This window comes from Streptomyces sp. SAS_272 (genome assembly GCF_052543235.1).
In genome coordinates this window covers 19,288-34,815 of sequence record NZ_JBMNDR010000060.1, presented here as the reverse complement: position 1 = coordinate 34,815, position 15,528 = coordinate 19,288, and the positions used below count along the sequence as shown (strand labels likewise).

Genomic DNA, 15,528 nt, shown 5'->3' with positions numbered 1-15,528 from the left:
CAAGTGCGGCTTCCGCACTGCACCTGGCAGCAATACCGCACCACGATCAGCGGGAACGAACCCGTCGCGGACACACTCCAACGGCGGGCCAACGCCCAACGTGGTCACTGGAGCACCCGCGTCGGCGGGGACGCCCGCTCCTCTGAGCGTTCGCGAGGTGAGCACCCCGACACTCCGGGGAGTCGGCGCACCCCGTCAGCTGCGGGAATGAGCTGAGTCTGTATGTGCCGTGGTCACCGGGCGGCCTCGGTCATGGCCCGCTCGGGGAGGAGGGCGAGGAGCTGTCTCGTGTGGCCGGGCAGTTCTGCCTCCGCCAGTCCAGTGACGATGTCGCGCAGCGCCATGGGCTGATCGACAAGGAGGGTGTCGTGGGACAGGAGCCGGGCGGGCACCAAGGTGCCGAGCTCGGCGTCGCTGAGCGCCGCACTTGCGGCGAGTGCGCACAGGGCGGCTGCTTGTGCGCGGATCCGGTCCCTCAGACCGGCGTTGCCGCCGGCATGTGTGATGGTGTGCCGGATGGTCCAGGTGTCGAGGGCGATCCGGTTGTCGTACGTCGTGTTGGCCCCCGCTGCGATACCTGCGACGGCGGCGATGGTGGCGGCGCTGACGAGAGAGACGTGCGCGAGGATCTCGTCGGCGTTCCACTCGCCGTCCGGTGGGGTGGGGCCGGGGTCGTCGGCGCCGGCCACGGTGGCGGCGGCGTCGAGCAGCGCTCGGTAGGCGTCCTGGAGTGAGCTGGCGTCCAGCATGTCGTGCACCTGTCTATGCGGGCGTATGCGGAATGGACCAGGGGCTGTGAGGCGCGGCTCAGGTGTGGGCGCGGGTCATCTCCCAGGGCGCCTGCGGCAGGACCTCGCCGGTCTCCAGCATCGACTTGAGGTTGGCGAGCACGGCCGGCCAGCCGGCCGAGATGCCGCCCAGCATCTCCTGGTTGGGGAGCTTCTCGTGGGTCACTGTGAGGCGGACGATGTCCTGATGCGGCTCGACGAGGAAGGTGACGACCGACGGCTCTCTCGGCGATGGGGCATCGGGGGCGTCGTCGAAGGTGATGACCAGCCGGGTCGGGGGTTCGGTTTCCAGGACGCGGCCCACCACGTCGATCTTGCCCGAGCCGTCGGCTCGCCGGTGCTCCCAGGCCGATCCAGGCTGCCAGTCCGAGACGTTCGCGTGTCCCCAGTAGCGCGCCGTCAGGTCGGCGTCGGTGAGGGCTTGCCACACCTGCTCCGCACCGGCGCGGATGTAGGTGACGTAGACGTAGTCCGGCACCGGGGCGGGTGTGGGTGTGTTACTCATGGCGTGCTCCTCTGCCTGGTGCTTGATGGCGCTGAGCGCCTGTAGGCGGGGTTTGTCGAAGCCGGAGATCCAGCGCTCCTCGATCTCGTGGATCGGAGTCGGGTTCAGGTAGTGCAGCCGCTCCCGGCCGCGCCGTACGACGGTGACGAGGTTGGCCCGCACGAGGACGTCCAGGTGCTGTGTCGCCGACTGGCGCGCCATGTCAAGGCGCTCGCACAGTTCGCGCAGCGTCTGTCCATTGTGCTCGCGCAGTCGGTCGAGCAGGAGCCGCCGAGTGGGATCGGCGAGCGCCTTGAACACCGAGTCGATCGCTGTTGCTTCGAGGCTCACACCCAACATTATGCAGGCATTCACCTGCCTATCGTCAAGCACGATGACCGGGGACGCGATGACCGGCCCTGCGAGCCGGGGTACAGCTCACGCCGGACAAGCCGCCGAGCGCTCGCCGCACTCGCTCCGGACCGGGCCCAGCGCTGCAACGGTGTCTACCGTGACTGCTGGCCAGGTTCGCCGTTGGTGTGGTTATGGGTGGGGACCTTCCTGATGTGCGTGTGTGGGCGAGTGAACTGGATGCGGTGCACGGGCGGTCCGTGCACCGGTTCAGCCGGTCGGAGCCGCGGGAGTCGGCGCCGGCCTCTATGCGGGGCCTGATCGCTCCGTTCCAGCGCAAGAACGGCTGGACCCTGACCGAGGAGGCCTGCCGAACTGGCGCTGCGGGACCAAGACTCAACTGCCGTCCCTGAGCGACCGCGAGTGGTTCGTCTTCGTCGCTCTTGACCCGACGCCTGCGTCGTACGCCGTCCCGCGCGACCGTGTGTGGGCTGCGGCATGGATGGAGCACCAGGCATCGCTGACCGACCCGGGCATCCCGCCCGGCAAGAGGAACACCGGCTTCGATCGGGCCCGCGCGTACGCGCCAACATGGGAGGGCTACCGCGACGCGCGGGACCTGATGAAGCAGCCCACGTAGCAGTGCTCGGTTCGGCTGCCGCAAGCCTGGAGAGCGTGGGTGGACGATCCACGCGTCGGCTTGCCGCCGGGGCACCCCTGGGGGGATGCCCGGGGCAGGACCCAGTTCCAGGCTGATTGCGGTCGATGGCCGGTAGCGTGGTCGTCTGCCGCAGGGAGGGTCCATGTGTCCGGCCAGCCCGTGCGACGGATTCCGGTGGCGAGCGATGGGACCGCGATGAGCGAACTGACGAAGCCCAGAATCGACATTCCGGAGGGTGGTGCGCCCACCGAGCTATCGATCAGGGACCTCGTGGTCGGGGATGGAGCCGAGGCACAGCCGGGCCGGGTCGTCCGGGTTCACTATGTGGGTGTCACGTTCGCGTCCGGTAGAGAGTTCGACTCTTCCTGGGAGGAGGACCGGCCGTTCAAGTTCGCCGTGGGCGGTGGCAGGGCCATCAAAGGCTGGGACCGGGGTGTGAGGGGAATGAAGGTGGGCGGCCGACGCGAGATCATCGTTCCCCCGCATCTCGCATACGGCAGGCAGTCGCCGTCTCCCCTGATCCCGGCGGGCTCGACGCTGATCTTCGTCGTGGATCTGCTCTCGGTCGTGGGCGGGCCCGCCGGAGCGAGCCCGGGCTCGACCGGCTCGGCCTGAGCCTGGGGCCTCTGAGGAAGACGGAACACCCCGTCGCTGCCCGGGGCCGCCGCGCTGGAGGCCGAGGTCAATGCCTATCTGGCGCAGCTGGCCGATGTCCGTGACGATGCTGGGCGGCGTCTGGTGGTGCGCAACGGCTTCCACACCGAGCGGACGATAGCCACGGCGGCCGGCCCGGTGCAGGTCAAGGCGCCGCGGGTGAACGACCGGCGGGTCGATGCCGCCACCGGGGAGCGCAAGCGGTTCGCCTCGGCGATCCTGCCGCGGTGGGCTCGCAAGACCCCGAAGATCTCCGAGGTGCTGCCGTTGCTGTACCTGCACGGCCTGTCCACCGGCGACTTCGTCCCGGGGCTGGAGCAGTTCCTCGGCTCGACCGCCGGGCTGTCGTCAGCGACCGTGTCGCGGCTGACCGCACAGTGGAGCGAGGACCACAAGGCGTTCTGCAAGCGGGACTTGTCGAAAACCGACTTCTTCTACGTGTGGGCCGACGGCGTGCACTTGAAGGTTCGCCTGGACGAGGCCAAGGCGTGCGTGCTGGTCATGGTCGGTGTCCACGCCGACGGCAGCAAAGAGCTGATAGCCCTGAACGAGGGTTACCGGGAGTCTGGCGAGTCGTGGGCGAACCTGCTGCGCGACTGCTCCCGGCGCGGCATGCGGGCCCCGGTGCTCGCGGTCGGCGAGGCGCGCTGGGGTTCTGGAAGGCGCTACATGAGGTGTTCCCCGAGACCCGCGAGCAGAGGTGCTGGGTGCACAAAACGGCCAATGTGCTCGACGCCCTCCCGAAGTCGGCGCAGCCGGCGGCGAAGAACGCCATCGCAGACATCTACAACGCCGAGGACAAAAGCCAGGCCAAGGCCGCCGTTAAGGCGTTCGCCCGGCAGTACGGCGCGAAGTTCCCCAAGGCCGCGGCGTAGATCGTCGACGACGAGGACGTGCTGCTAGCGTTCTACGACTACCCGGCCGAGCACTGGACCCACCTGCGCACCACGAACCCCATCGAGTCCACCTTCGCCACCGTCCGACTGCGCACCAAGGTCACCCGCGGCGCCGGGTCCCGCTCGGCCGCCCTGGCCATGACGTTCAAGCTCATCGAATCCGCGCAAGACCGCTGGCGCGCGGTCAACGCTCCCCACCTGGTCGCCCTCGTGCGGGCCGGAGCCCGCTTCGACAAGGGCGTCCTCGTCGAACGCGAGATGATGACAGCAGTCTGAGCTACGTCCCGATCACAGGACTCGGCAGCTGCACGTTCACGACCGGCCTCATGCGGACGGTCGGCCTCGTCCCAGCAGGCCGCCCAGTTCGGCAGCCAGAGCGACCGAAGCCTCGATCTCGACCCTGCGGATCGACACGCTCTCCACGAGGAACCCGAACGGCATGCCGAGTTTGCGGCAGAAGGCAATCAAGTCGCGGGCGTTCGCCAGACAGTGCTGGTAGGACTCGGCCAGCGTGTCGTCCGCGTGGCGCAGAGAGTTCTCCAGCCAGCGTGGGACGTCCACGCCGAGCCACTTGAGGAACGCCAGCGTCTTCACCGACCCGCACACCGAGAGCGTGAACAGGACGGGCTTGGGTTCCAACTGCCGCTCGCGGCAAACGTAGTAGTAGTCGGAGACCATGCTCTTGGCCGCGTCGGCATTGTAAATGACCTGCGAGATGAAGTACGCGCATCCCGCCTGGTGCTTGGCGAGCAGCCGCTGATGCTCCTCGGGGCGTTCGGTGATGGCGACGCCGCCGAGCAGCAGGTCCGGACGGGCGTCAAGGCGCAGGGCCTGCGCCTCGGGCAAGCCGGTCCGCACCGCCTTGCCCTTCGAGGACGCGCCGACGAAGACGGAAAGCACGCGGTCGGTGTCGGCCATCCGCAACCAGGTCCGCAGCTCCGCCTCGGTGTACTTGCCGACGCACCGGTAGATGACCGCGGGGCGGTTCCACCCGCCGAGGTACTCCGCGTGATACACGGCGGGATCGATCGTCGGCAGATACGGAAACGGCCGCTCCGCCGGATTGCGGTCGCTCTCATCGGCGATGTCGTACAGCGCCAGACCGTCCACATCGAGGAAGTCCAACCGCGCCAAGGTGGCCGCGGTGATCTCCCGGATCCGCTCGGGCGTGGTGCTCAGCCGCGGCGGCGTGATACCGAACAGCAGGACACCACCCTCGGCACCGGCCACCAGTATCCGCTCGGCAGTGCTGTCGTCACGGTCCACCATGATGCGGAAGCTAGCAGCTCATCCACCAGGCAACGGGCAAAGCGCCAGTCTGTGAGACGGAACACCGCTCGTCATCGCACCTTACGATGCGATCGACGCCCGGCAGTGAGGGGGCGATCAGATCCACAGGATTTGACAATTGCTCTCGTCGCCGAATCGCAGGGCATTGTGTGGGCCTGGCAGGAGAGCGTGCACCACCGGTGGGAGGAACTGTACGAACCATGGCCGCTCTGGACACTCACCTGTCTCGGACTGATCCTGGTCGGCGGCTGGTTCGTACTGCACTACGGGAACGTGCTGCTGATCGAGGGGTCCAGTCGGTACACCGAACTGGCCGAGCGGTTGGTCGCCGCGTACGCGGGAGTGAGCTTTGCGGGGATGGGGATCCTCGTCGGGTTCGCCCTCTCCTGGATCTTCGGGCTGGTGTCCATCGTCGTCGTGGCAGGGGCCGTCGGTGTCAACGGCGCGGACCAGTGGCACCATTGGCAAAGCGCCTGGCGCCGTGCCCGCCGTGTACCCCGTTGACCGTACCCGTACCCGCACCCGCGTCCGTGCAGGACGGCAGCCACTTCCGCCCGGCGCACGGCCGCGGCGGCCAGACGTCAAGCTCGTGCGCGCGGCTGCTGGCCGCGGAGTCCACTCAGGTGCTGGACGGCCACGACACTCGGGAGACGGGCTGGGATCCCGCGGCGATCGGCGCACTGATCGGGGCGGCGGGCGTTGGTGTCGCGCCAGCGCAGGTAGGCGTGCAGGGCCCGCTCTGCACGCTGTGGGGGTGGAGCGAGGATCCTCTCGAATTGGCCCTCCAGACCGATGCCGCCCTTATGCCCCCGGTCGCACCATGGAGACATGAGCGCAGGGACCATCACCCACGCCCCGGCACCGGGCCGTCCGCCCGGCGCCACGGCCCGGTCGACGTCCGGCAGCCACCACCGCCTCGGCGACACCCTGTGGGCGATACGCGTCTTCGCGGGCGCCGCCTTCGACGTGATCATCCTCGGGGAGTACGGCGAGGAATCGGGAGTCCGCCGCTCCTGACGGCGCCCCGCCGTCCCTCCCCGGCGATGACGATGACCTCGTCGCCGTCGGACCAGCGCCGGCGGTCCGCCTTGGGCGGATTGAGGCGCAGCCCGTACCCGGGGGCCCGGCGGGCGTCGGCGTGGCTGCGGTAGCCGACAGCGCACTCGCCCCGGGCGCGTGCTGCCGCGACGACCGTGGCGAAGCACGTCTCGTGGCCGGTCACGACGTAGTCGGCGGCCGACCGCAGGTGGATCTGCGTGCCGCCGGCCGAGAACAGTTCGTCGAACACGTCCGCCAAGTGGTGGTTCTGGGAGATCTGCGCCATCAGCAGCCCGATGAGCTTGCCGCTGATGATCACGTCCGCTCCGGGGCCGAGCGGGGCGAGGGGCCGGTTGCCGTCGTCGGTGAGCTCGGTGACCACCGGCAGCTCCCGGCCGGTGCGCCGTTCGAGGTGGCGCAGGACGAGCAGGGTGACGAGCGTGCGGGTGTCCGGCTCCTCGGGGGGCTCACCGGCCCGTGGCTCCTGGCCGAGCACGATGACGCTGTCGTAGGAGCCGAGGTCCAGGCCGGCCAGGGTCTCTGGGCGGGTGGTGTCGCCCCTGAGGGCCGCACAGGTCCAGCCGGAGCCGTCGCCGTCACTGTCGTCGTCGCAGGCGGCCCGCACCACGGCCTCGTCCTCGTCCGCCACCACGTCGGCCACCGAACCCGGGCGTGCGTTGCGGCCCCACTCCCGCAGGACGAGGGGTGCGCGGCGGTTCCAGCCCAGCACCAGCAGCCGCTCCGGCCGGGTGTCCGACGGCCGGGGGCCCGCCACGGAACGCTCGTCGACCAGCGGCGCGCAGTCGGCGAGCTCGGCGGTGTCGTCGTCGGCGGCGATGACGAGGAGCTGGTCGTCGGGTTCGAGAACCGTCCGCGCGGGCGGGTTCAGCCAGGGCACCCCGTCGCGGATCAGCCCGACCGCGCTGGCGTTGCCGTAGGAGAGCAGCGCCTCGCCGAACGCCCGGCCGGCCAGGTACGGGTGGGCAGCCGGGTAGAACTCGTCCCCGGCGAAGTCGAGCAGGTCGCGGTGGACCAGGGACAGTCCCGGTCGGCGCGCCGCCTGCGCGATCAGCCGGGCGGTGACGGTGTCGCTCTCCAGGACGACGCCCCGGGACCCGGCGGCCAGGCGGGCGGCGAGCAGGTAGCCGCTGTCGCGGACCGCCGCCACGACGGGCACGGTGACGTCGCCCCCGCGCGCCGTCGCCCGCAGGGCCAGCAGCGCCTTGACGACGTCCGCGTCGCTGCGGGACGCGTCGGGCGGCAGCACGATCACCGAGTCGGCGGCGGCCGGGCTGGTCAGCGCCAGCACGGCCGGGTCGGCCGGCGGACCGCTGCGGCAGACCAGCCGGGTCCGGCCGGTCGGGCCGACCTTGCTCTGCAGGGACTCCTCCATGGCCGTCTTGTCCCGGTCGGCCAGGATCGCCACGGCCGACCGCCGCTGGTTGGCGCCGGCCGCGACCAGTTCGCTCACCACCGTGAAGACCTGTTCCGACCAGCCCAGGACCACCACGTGGCCGCGCTCCAGGAGCTTGGAGCGGCCGCGCCGCAGGGCGATGAGCCGCTCGGTGAGCCCGGTCGTGATGAGACCGACGAGGGTCGAGACGTACACCAGGGCGACCAGGGCCAGCAGCACCGACAGCGCCACCCGGGCCGGACTGCCCGTGGCGCCGCTCAGCCGCATCGTCTCCCCGGTCAGGCGCCAGATCGCCGCCACCTTCCCGGAGAGGGTGGCGGGGGCGTGCCCGCTCGTCCACACCAGCGCCGCGCTCGCGGGGACGACGACGGCCAGGCAGACCAGCACCAGCCAGCCCACCAGGGCCGAGGTGCCGCGCGCCAGGGTCGTGTCGAACCAGTACCGCGCTCGGGCACCCGCCCCGGGCCGCTGTTCCACTGTGTTCCCCCTCCGCGCGCAGGTCTGTAGGGGGCAGTGTCCTGACCGGCCTCGCGCGCCGGGCGGCACGGGGGCGCGATTCATCCCTTCGCCGTAATCGGGGGCAGGCGCCCGCCCCCGCGTGCCCCCGCGCACCCGGTCCACACCGGTTTGAACGGGGACCTTCCCTCGTCCGTGGCAATTCACCACAACCCGGAGCGAACCGGTCCGGCAGGCCCGTAGAAGTTGCGGCATGACCGAGCATCACCAGGCTGACGCCGAGCACGGCTGCCTGACCAGACGTACGCTCACGACGGCCGCGGGCACGACCGCCGTGGCCGCCTTCCTCAGCGCCGGCAGCGCGGCGGCCCTGCCCGCACAGTCGCCCCCGCGCAATCCCGCCCCGGCGGCGGCCCCGTCCGCCGCGCGCGGCGCGGACTTCGACCGCTGCCTCGCCGTCGCCCGGGCCCTGCTCGTCGTTGACGACGACGGCCGGCCCCTCGTCCCCGGCTACCGGCGCGTGCTCAAGGACGGCCTGCCCCGCACCCGGACGGCCAGGGCCAAGAAGGTCCTCGTCATCGGGGCGGGCCCGGCCGGCCTCGTCACGGCGTGGCTGCTCCAGCGCGCCGGACACCACGTGACCGTCCTGGAGGCCAACGGCAACCGGGTGGGCGGGCGCATCAAGACGTTCCGCCGCGGCGGCCACGAGAAGGCGGCGCAGCCCTTCGCCGACCCGCGCCAGTACGCCGAGGCCGGCGCGATGCGGCTGCCCGGCAGCCACCCGCTGGTGATGGACCTCATCGGCCAACTGGGCCTGAAGAAGCGGCCGTTCTATTACGTCGACGTGGACGGCCACGGACGGCCCGCCGCGCACACCTGGATCCACGTCAACGGCGTGCGCATGCGCCGCGCCGACTACGCCAGCGCCCCCCGGCGCATCAACCGCTCCTTCGGCGTCCCGCGCGCCCACTGGGACACCCCGGCCGCGGCCATCCTGCGCTCGGTCCTCGACCCGGTGCGCGACGAGTTCAGCACACTCGGGCCGGACGGCAAGCGCACCGACAAGCCGCTGCCCGAACGCATCCAGGGCTGGGCCAGGGTGACCCAGCGCTTCGGCGACTGGTCGATGTTCCGCTTCCTGACCGAGCACGCGGGCCTGGACGAGCGGACGGTCGACCTGATCGGCACCGTCGAGAACCTCACCTCACGGCTGCCGCTGTCCTTCGTGCACAGCTTCATCGGGTCCTCCCTGATCAGCCCGGACACCGCGTTCTGGGAGCTGGAGGGCGGCACGGCCGTCCTGCCCGACGCCCTGTTGGCCAAGATCCGCGACATCGTGCGGTTCGACCGGCGGGTGACCCGGATCGAGTACTACGACCCCGACCCTGACCGGGCCGGCAGCGACACCCGGCACGTACGCGCCCGGGGACCCCACGTGTGGGTGGACACCGTCTCCGAGGGACGGGGCGGCCCGGTCGTGCGCGAGCAGTTCACGGCGGACGCGGCGGTGGTGACCGTGCCCTTCTCCGGCCTGCGGCACGTGCAGGTCAGCCCGCCGATGTCGTACACCAAGCGCCGGGCGGTCACCGAGCTGCACTACGACTGCGCGACCAAGGTGCTGCTGGAGTTCAGCCGCCGCTGGTGGGAGTTCGACGAGGCCGACTGGAAGCGGGAGCTGGGCCGCATCGACCCCGGGCTGTACGACGCCTACCGCGCCGGACGGACCCCGGGCGACGGCAGCCTGCTCGGCGCCCACCCGTCCGTCCCGTCCGGCCACATCACCGCCGGCCAGCGCACCCACTACGCCGCGAACCGCGCCGTCACCCGCGACCAGCCGGCCGCGGTCGACGTCGTCGGTGGCGGCTCGGTCTCGGACAACGCCAACCGGTTCATGTACCAGCCGTCCCATCCGGTGCCCGGCAGCGCCGGCGGGGTGGTCCTGGCGTCCTACAGCTGGGCGGACGACGCCCTGCGCTGGGACTCCCTGGACGACGAGGCCCGCTACCCGCACGCCCTGTGCGGGCTCCAGGAGGTGTACGGCCAGCGGATCGAGGTCTTCTGCACCGGCGCGGGCCGCACCCAGAGCTGGATGCGCGACCCGTACGCCTACGGCGAGGCGTCCGTGCTGCTGCCCGGCCAGCACACGGAGCTGCTCACGTCCATCCCGGCCCCCGAGGGGCCGCTGCACTTCGCGGGCGACCACACCTCCGTGAAACCGGCGTGGATCGAGGGAGCGCTGGAGTCCGCCGTGCGCGCCGCCCTGGAGGTCCACTCGGCGTGAACCGCGCCGGGCGCCGCTCCCGATCGAGGGGGCGGCGCCCGGCGTCACCGCGGCGCACGGGCTCTGGTACTCCAGTGAGACTTCGCGTCCTGAGCTGGCGCGGGTCGTTGTCAGGGCATGGTGGGGATGGTTGACGCCGAGGTGTGGGCGGCGGAGCTGGAGTCGGTGTTCGGCCGGGTTGAACCACCTGCGGCGATGGTCAGCCGGCCGAGGCATTCCGGCACCGCATCGCCCGCAAGGGCATCGAGACCTCGCAACGGCTCGGCCGCCACCGCTGGACCATCGAACGCACCATCGGCCTGGCTCGCCGGATGCCGACGCCTGCACCGCCGCTACGAACGCAAGGCCGACCGCTTCCTCGCCTTCACCAGCATCGCCTGCACCCTGATCTACTACCGCAGACTCACCACATGAGATGACTTCAGGAGCGAGGCCTTGCTGGCGGTGCGGCTGACTTCGGATTGCGGTGCGTTTCGTTTAACAGGGGCGCGGGGAAACCGCGCGACCCGCCTTCACCCCACCCGCAGGCGAGCACGCACCCGCGGCTCCCACTACTCCCGGGGGAGTAATCCGCACCCCCCGCCACCCCGGGCAGTACCCGCAGGCTCCCCCTCCCGTCCGACGCAAACCCCTCCCCGTGCCGGAAGGCTGACAGCTGAAACGGTAGCCGTCGCAGCGAGGGAGATCTGCTCATGACGGTCGGGAAGACAACCACGAAGGGTGTGGGACGCAGGCGGGCCGTGCCCTGGGCGCTGCTCGGGCTATGGGTGGCCGCGCTCGCGCTGGTCGGCCCGTTCGCGGCGAAGCTCGGCGACGTGCAGCACGACCGGGCCACCGACTACCTGCCCTCCAGCGCCGACTCGACCCAAGTGGCCCGGATACAGGACGCGCTGCCCGGGGGCGAGAGCACCGAGATGGTGATCGTGTATCACCGGGACGGTGGGCTGAGCGCCGACGACCGGCGGGTGGCGGCCGGGCAGGTCAAGGAGATCGCCGAAGCGCATGAGCTGGTCGGCGGGGCGCCCAAGGCGATTCCGTCCGACGACGGTACGACCCTCATGTACCCCGTCGTCAGCAACGAACCCGGGCATGACGAGAAGCTGCGGGACGCGCTCGTCGAGGACGTCCGGGGCATCGCCCGCGACCAGGACGGGCTCAGCGTCGAGGTGGGCGGCACCGCAGCGCTGGGCACCGACGCCGGCAAGGTCTACGACTCACTCGGCGGACCGCTGCTCTACACCACCGTCGCCGTCGTCGCCCTCCTGCTGATCCTGATCTACCGCAGCCCGGTGCTGTGGCTCGTGCCGCTCGTCGTCGCCGGCGTCGCCGACTACATGTCGATGGGCGTCGCCTACGGCCTCAACCAGGCCTTCGGTACCACCGTCACGGGCCAGAGCTCCGGCGTGATGACGATCCTCGTGTTCGGGGCGGGCACGGACTACGCGCTGCTGCTCATCTCGCGCTACCGGGAGGAACTGCGGCGCATCGAGCGCCCGTACGAGGCCATGGTCGCCGCCCTGCGCGGCTGCGGGCCCGCCGTGCTCGCCTCCTCCGGCACCGTCGCCGCCGGACTGCTGTGCCTGCTCGCCGCCGACCTCAACAGCAGCCGCGGCATGGGACCGCTCGGCACGGTCGGTGTGCTGTGCGCGCTGATCGCGATGCTGACACTGCTCCCCGCCGTCCTCGTACTGCTCGGGCGGCGGGTCTTCTGGCCGCTCGTACCGGCCTACGGCAGCGAACCCAAAGCGCGGCGCAGCGTCTTCGCCGCCATGGGCGACTCCGCCGCACGCAGGCCGCTGACCGTGCTCGCGACCGGAGCCGTCCTGCTCGGCGCCCTCGCCCTCGGCTCACTCAACCTGCCGGGACCGCTCAAGCAGGAGGACTCCTTCGTCACCGAGCCGGAGGCCGTCACCGCCATGGAGACCCTCGCCCGGGCCTACCCCGAGCGCGGCACCCAGCCCATCGACGTGATCACCCCGGCGGACCAGGTCGACCGGACCCTCGCGGCGATCCGGGACACCCGGGGAGTCGAGAGCGCCGAGAAGGGCCGTACAGGAGACGGCTGGGCCGAGATCTCCGTCATCGCGAAGGACACACCCCAGTCGGCGGGAGAGAGCGCCACCATCAAGTCCCTGCGCAGCCAACTGAAGGGCTCGTACGTCGGCGGGGACAGCGCCCAGCAGATCGACCTGGAGGACACCAACCGCCGGGACACGAAGATCGTCGTACCCCTGGTCCTCGTCTCGGTGCTGCTCATCCTGTTCGTCCTGCTGCGCAGCCTCGTCGCGCCGCTCATCCTGGTGGCCGCCGTGGTCGCGGTCTGGGGCGCGGCCCTCGGGATCGGCGGGCTGGTCTTCGGGCCGGTCCTCGACATCAAGGGAACCGATCCGGGGCTCGGACTGCTGTCCTTCGTGTTCCTCGTCGCCCTCGGCGTCGACTACGGCATCTTCCTCATGCACCGGATGCGGGAGGACTCCCTGGCCGGCGCGGAACCGGCCACTGCTGCGCTCACCGCCCTGCGGAGCACAGGCGCCGTCATCGCCTCGGCCGGCCTGGTCCTCGCCGCGACCTTCGCCGTGCTGATGAACATGGGGCTCGTGCAACTCGTCGAACTCGGCTTCGTGATCGCCGTCGGCGTACTCCTCGACACCTTCCTCGTGCGGACGTACCTGGTGACCAGTGCCAGCGTCGCCCTGCGCCGGAAGATGTGGTGGCCGGGCGGCCTCTCCCGCGAACCCGCGCCCGGCGCCGGGCCGTCCGAACCGGCCGAGCCGCCGCGGCAGCCGGAACAGGTCGGCGCGCCTTGACCTGCCGGGCTCACCACAGCCGAGCCGGCGCCTCTCCTGCCTTCTGCCAAAGGGGCGCCTCCATGACGGAAGATGGAGCCGTGCAAGATCGGGGAGCAACCTCAGCCACAGGGGACCGGAGAACTTCCGTCGTACGGGGTGACGCGCGGCCCCGCCGGATCGAGCGCGTCATGGCGGTCGTCAACCGGGACCCGCTCACCGCGCCGCGCCGCACCCGCAACGACGCGTTCCTCGCCGTCGGTGTCGCCGTCCTGGCCTTCGTCTTCGCGTTGCTCCTCGACGACGGACTCCCGCTCGATCCGCCCGGCTGGGCGCTGCTGGCCGGTGCACATGTGCCGCTCGTGTGGCGGCGCAGCCGTCCGCTGCTCGTGCTGCTCGCGGTGGCGGCCTGCGTCACCCCTTACCACGCCCTCGACTACAACCACGCCGTACCGATCCCCGCGACCCTCCTGGCGCTCTATACGGTCGCGGCGACCGGCACGGTACGCCGCTCGCTGCTCACCGCTGTCGTCGTCCTCGGCCCGACGCTGGTCATCAACACTTTCACCAACCCCGACGGGGCACTGGAGCTCCTGCGGATCTCCGGCTGGGTCATCGCGGTCCTGTTCTTCGGCGTCGACGCCCGTTTCTACCGCCAGTACGTCGCCTCCATCGTCGAGCGGGCCGAACGGGCCGAACGGACCCGCGAGGAGGAGGCGCGGCGCCGGGTCGTCGAGGAGCGGCTGCGGATCGCCCGCGACCTGCACGACCTGCTCGCACACAGCATCACCCTGATCGGTGTGCAGACGTCCGTGGCGGCCCACGTCCTCACCGCGGATCCGGACCGGCTCGACCGCAAGGCGGTCGCCCAGGCGCTCGACGACATCGCCGAGACCTGCCGGACGGCCCGGGGCGAGTTGCGTACGACGCTGGAGGTGCTACGGGCGAACGAGATGAGCGTGAGTGTCGGAGGGGAACGGGAGTGGGTGGCCGAGCCGGGATCCGGATCGAGTTCCGGTTCCTGGCTCGGCTCTTCGGACGGGCGCGGGCCGCTGCCCGGGCTCGACGGGCTGGGCGCGCTCGCGGATGCGGCCAGGGTGGCCGGGGCCGAGGTCGAACTGTCCGTCCACGCGGACGGCGTGCCGCCTTCGGTGGGCGCCGCCGCCTACCGGATCGTGCAGGAGGCGCTCACCAACGCCGTACGCCACGGGGGCCGCGACGACCTGACCGTCCGGGTGGGACTGCGGGCGGCGGAGGGGACCCTGCGGGTGACCGTCACCGACGACGGGGCGGGGCAGGTGGCGAGCAACGCGGTGCGCAAGGGGGTGGGGCACGGACAGGGAGTCGACGGCGGCGCGCCGGGGTTCGGGCTCGTCGGGATGCGTGAGCGGGCCCGTAGCGTGGGCGGCACACTGGACGCCGGGCCCAGCCCCACCGTGGGCTTCCAAGTGACCGCCGAGCTGCCGCTGCCCCGGGAGGAACCCTCGTGACGACCCCGATGCCGATCCGCGTACTGCTCGCCGACGACCAGACCCTCGTACGGGCCTCGTTCGCGATGCTCGTCGCGTCCGCCGGGGACATGGAGGTCGTCGCCGAGGCGGGTACCGGGCGGCAGGCCGTGGACCTCGCCCGTTCCGCGAGGGCCGACCTCGTCGTGATGGACATCCGCATGCCCGACCTGGACGGCATCGAGGCGACCCGGCTCATCGCCGCCGACGAGGACTTGGCGGGCGTGAAGGTGCTCGTCCTGACGACCTACGACACCGACGAGCACATAGTCGATGCGCTGCGGGCCGGGGCGTCCGGCTTCCTGGTGAAGGACATCCGGCCGGCCGAACTCCTCGAAGCCATCCGGACCGTGGCCGCCGGGGACTCCCTGCTCTCGCCAGGACCCACCTCGCGGCTCATCGCCCGTTTCCTGCGCGCACCCGGCACGGCGATGTCAGCGGTGGGCGGCCCGGAAGGGCTGTCCGAGCGGGAGCGGCAGGTGCTCACGCTGGTCGCGCGCGGGCTCAACAACACCGAGATCGCCGAAGCGCTGGGGCTCAGCCCGCTCACCGCGAAGACCCATGTCAGCCGGATCATGGGCAAGTTGGAGGCACGTGACCGGGCGCAGCTGGTGATAGTGGCGTACGAGTCGGGGCTCGTGATACCCGGGACGGTCTGAGCGTCGCCGCCAAGTCCCCTCCCTATGAAGCTGCTTGGCCGTCCCGCAGGGCCCTGCCGAGGCGGCGATCGTCCTTGACCGATCGGCTCTGTGGCCCCGGCTCCCAGAGTCGGGGCCCCTTCCGCATGCCCCGAACCGCGCCGGGCCGGCCCTTCGATGCCACGGTGACGCAGCGTGCGGGCGGCGGCGAACAGGGCCGACTGCCGGTGCGCGGGCGGTGATGCCGGCACGGGGCGCAGCGGTACGGGAGGGGGATCGCGGC

Annotated in this window: 12 protein-coding genes and 3 pseudogenes; 11 read left to right on the top strand and 4 right to left on the bottom strand. The window is 71.2% G+C overall.

Translation table 11 applies throughout. The features are described from left to right. Nucleotides 1-233: 233 nt before the first annotated feature. Both ACN6LD_RS28790 and ACN6LD_RS28785 read right to left on the bottom strand, forming a co-directional pair. On the bottom strand, nucleotides 234-749 hold the full coding sequence (locus tag ACN6LD_RS28790; RefSeq protein ID WP_445044731.1) for a hypothetical protein: 516 nt from the start codon (nucleotides 747-749) through the stop codon (nucleotides 234-236). A gap of 58 nt (nucleotides 750-807) precedes the next feature. Then, nucleotides 808-1,602 (bottom strand): ArsR/SmtB family transcription factor, encoded by a 795-nt coding sequence (locus ACN6LD_RS28785; protein ID WP_445044748.1) that lies wholly within the window; start codon nucleotides 1,600-1,602, stop codon nucleotides 808-810. A gap of 215 nt (nucleotides 1,603-1,817) precedes the next feature. On the opposite strand from ACN6LD_RS28785, the pseudogene ACN6LD_RS28780 reads away from it, so the two are divergent. From ACN6LD_RS28780 to ACN6LD_RS28765, 4 genes and pseudogenes are all read left to right on the top strand, one after another. Next, a pseudogene (locus ACN6LD_RS28780) lies at nucleotides 1,818-2,015 on the top strand (IS701 family transposase); the annotation flags it as partial. 110 nt (nucleotides 2,016-2,125) lie between these two features. Beyond that, nucleotides 2,126-2,263, top strand: coding sequence for a hypothetical protein (locus ACN6LD_RS28775; protein ID WP_445044730.1), 138 nt, complete (start codon nucleotides 2,126-2,128; stop codon nucleotides 2,261-2,263). Between the two features lie 216 nt (nucleotides 2,264-2,479). Beyond that, a complete protein-coding gene (locus tag ACN6LD_RS28770) occupies nucleotides 2,480-2,899 on the top strand; it encodes an FKBP-type peptidyl-prolyl cis-trans isomerase (RefSeq protein WP_445044747.1) in 420 nt (139 codons plus the stop codon). Between the two features lie 45 nt (nucleotides 2,900-2,944). Beyond that, a pseudogene (locus tag ACN6LD_RS28765) lies at nucleotides 2,945-4,110 on the top strand (IS256 family transposase); the annotation flags it as partial. 48 nt (nucleotides 4,111-4,158) lie between these two features. Here ACN6LD_RS28765 and ACN6LD_RS28760 read toward each other — a convergent pair. Next, nucleotides 4,159-5,103, bottom strand: a complete 945-nt coding sequence (locus ACN6LD_RS28760) for a methylenetetrahydrofolate reductase (protein WP_319194155.1) — start codon at nucleotides 5,101-5,103, stop codon at nucleotides 4,159-4,161. A gap of 132 nt (nucleotides 5,104-5,235) precedes the next feature. On the opposite strand from ACN6LD_RS28760, the gene ACN6LD_RS28755 reads away from it, so the two are divergent. Then, complete coding sequence (locus ACN6LD_RS28755; RefSeq protein WP_319194157.1) at nucleotides 5,236-5,628, top strand: hypothetical protein; 393 nt, start codon at nucleotides 5,236-5,238, stop codon at nucleotides 5,626-5,628. Between the two features lie 324 nt (nucleotides 5,629-5,952). Continuing rightward, the gene (locus ACN6LD_RS28750; protein WP_319194158.1) at nucleotides 5,953-6,141 is read left to right on the top strand and encodes a hypothetical protein; all 189 of its coding nucleotides are present in this window, start codon (nucleotides 5,953-5,955) and stop codon (nucleotides 6,139-6,141) included. Here ACN6LD_RS28750 and ACN6LD_RS28745 read toward each other — a convergent pair. Beyond that, entirely contained in the window at nucleotides 6,095-8,053 is a 1,959-nt protein-coding gene (locus tag ACN6LD_RS28745; protein ID WP_445044729.1) for a CASTOR/POLLUX-related putative ion channel, read from the bottom strand. The two genes, ACN6LD_RS28750 and ACN6LD_RS28745, sit on opposite strands and share 47 nt — an antisense overlap. Before the next feature lie 232 nt (nucleotides 8,054-8,285). On the opposite strand from ACN6LD_RS28745, the gene ACN6LD_RS28740 reads away from it, so the two are divergent. From ACN6LD_RS28740 to ACN6LD_RS28720, 5 genes and pseudogenes are all read left to right on the top strand, one after another. Next, nucleotides 8,286-10,313 carry a flavin monoamine oxidase family protein gene (locus ACN6LD_RS28740; protein WP_445044728.1) on the top strand — a complete coding sequence of 676 codons (2,028 nt, stop codon included), beginning with the start codon at nucleotides 8,286-8,288 and terminating at the stop codon, nucleotides 10,311-10,313. Between the two features lie 224 nt (nucleotides 10,314-10,537). Next, nucleotides 10,538-10,727 (top strand): annotated as a pseudogene (locus ACN6LD_RS28735) (transposase); the annotation flags it as partial. 278 nt (nucleotides 10,728-11,005) lie between these two features. Further along, a complete protein-coding gene (locus tag ACN6LD_RS28730) occupies nucleotides 11,006-13,120 on the top strand; it encodes an MMPL family transporter (protein ID WP_445044727.1) in 2,115 nt (704 codons plus the stop codon). Between the two features lie 170 nt (nucleotides 13,121-13,290). Beyond that, on the top strand, nucleotides 13,291-14,589 hold the full coding sequence (locus ACN6LD_RS28725) for a sensor histidine kinase (RefSeq protein WP_445044726.1): 1,299 nt from the start codon (nucleotides 13,291-13,293) through the stop codon (nucleotides 14,587-14,589). 8 nt (nucleotides 14,590-14,597) lie between these two features. Continuing rightward, the gene (locus ACN6LD_RS28720; RefSeq protein ID WP_445044746.1) at nucleotides 14,598-15,266 is read left to right on the top strand and encodes a response regulator; all 669 of its coding nucleotides are present in this window, start codon (nucleotides 14,598-14,600) and stop codon (nucleotides 15,264-15,266) included. Nucleotides 15,267-15,528: the final 262 nt, after the last annotated feature.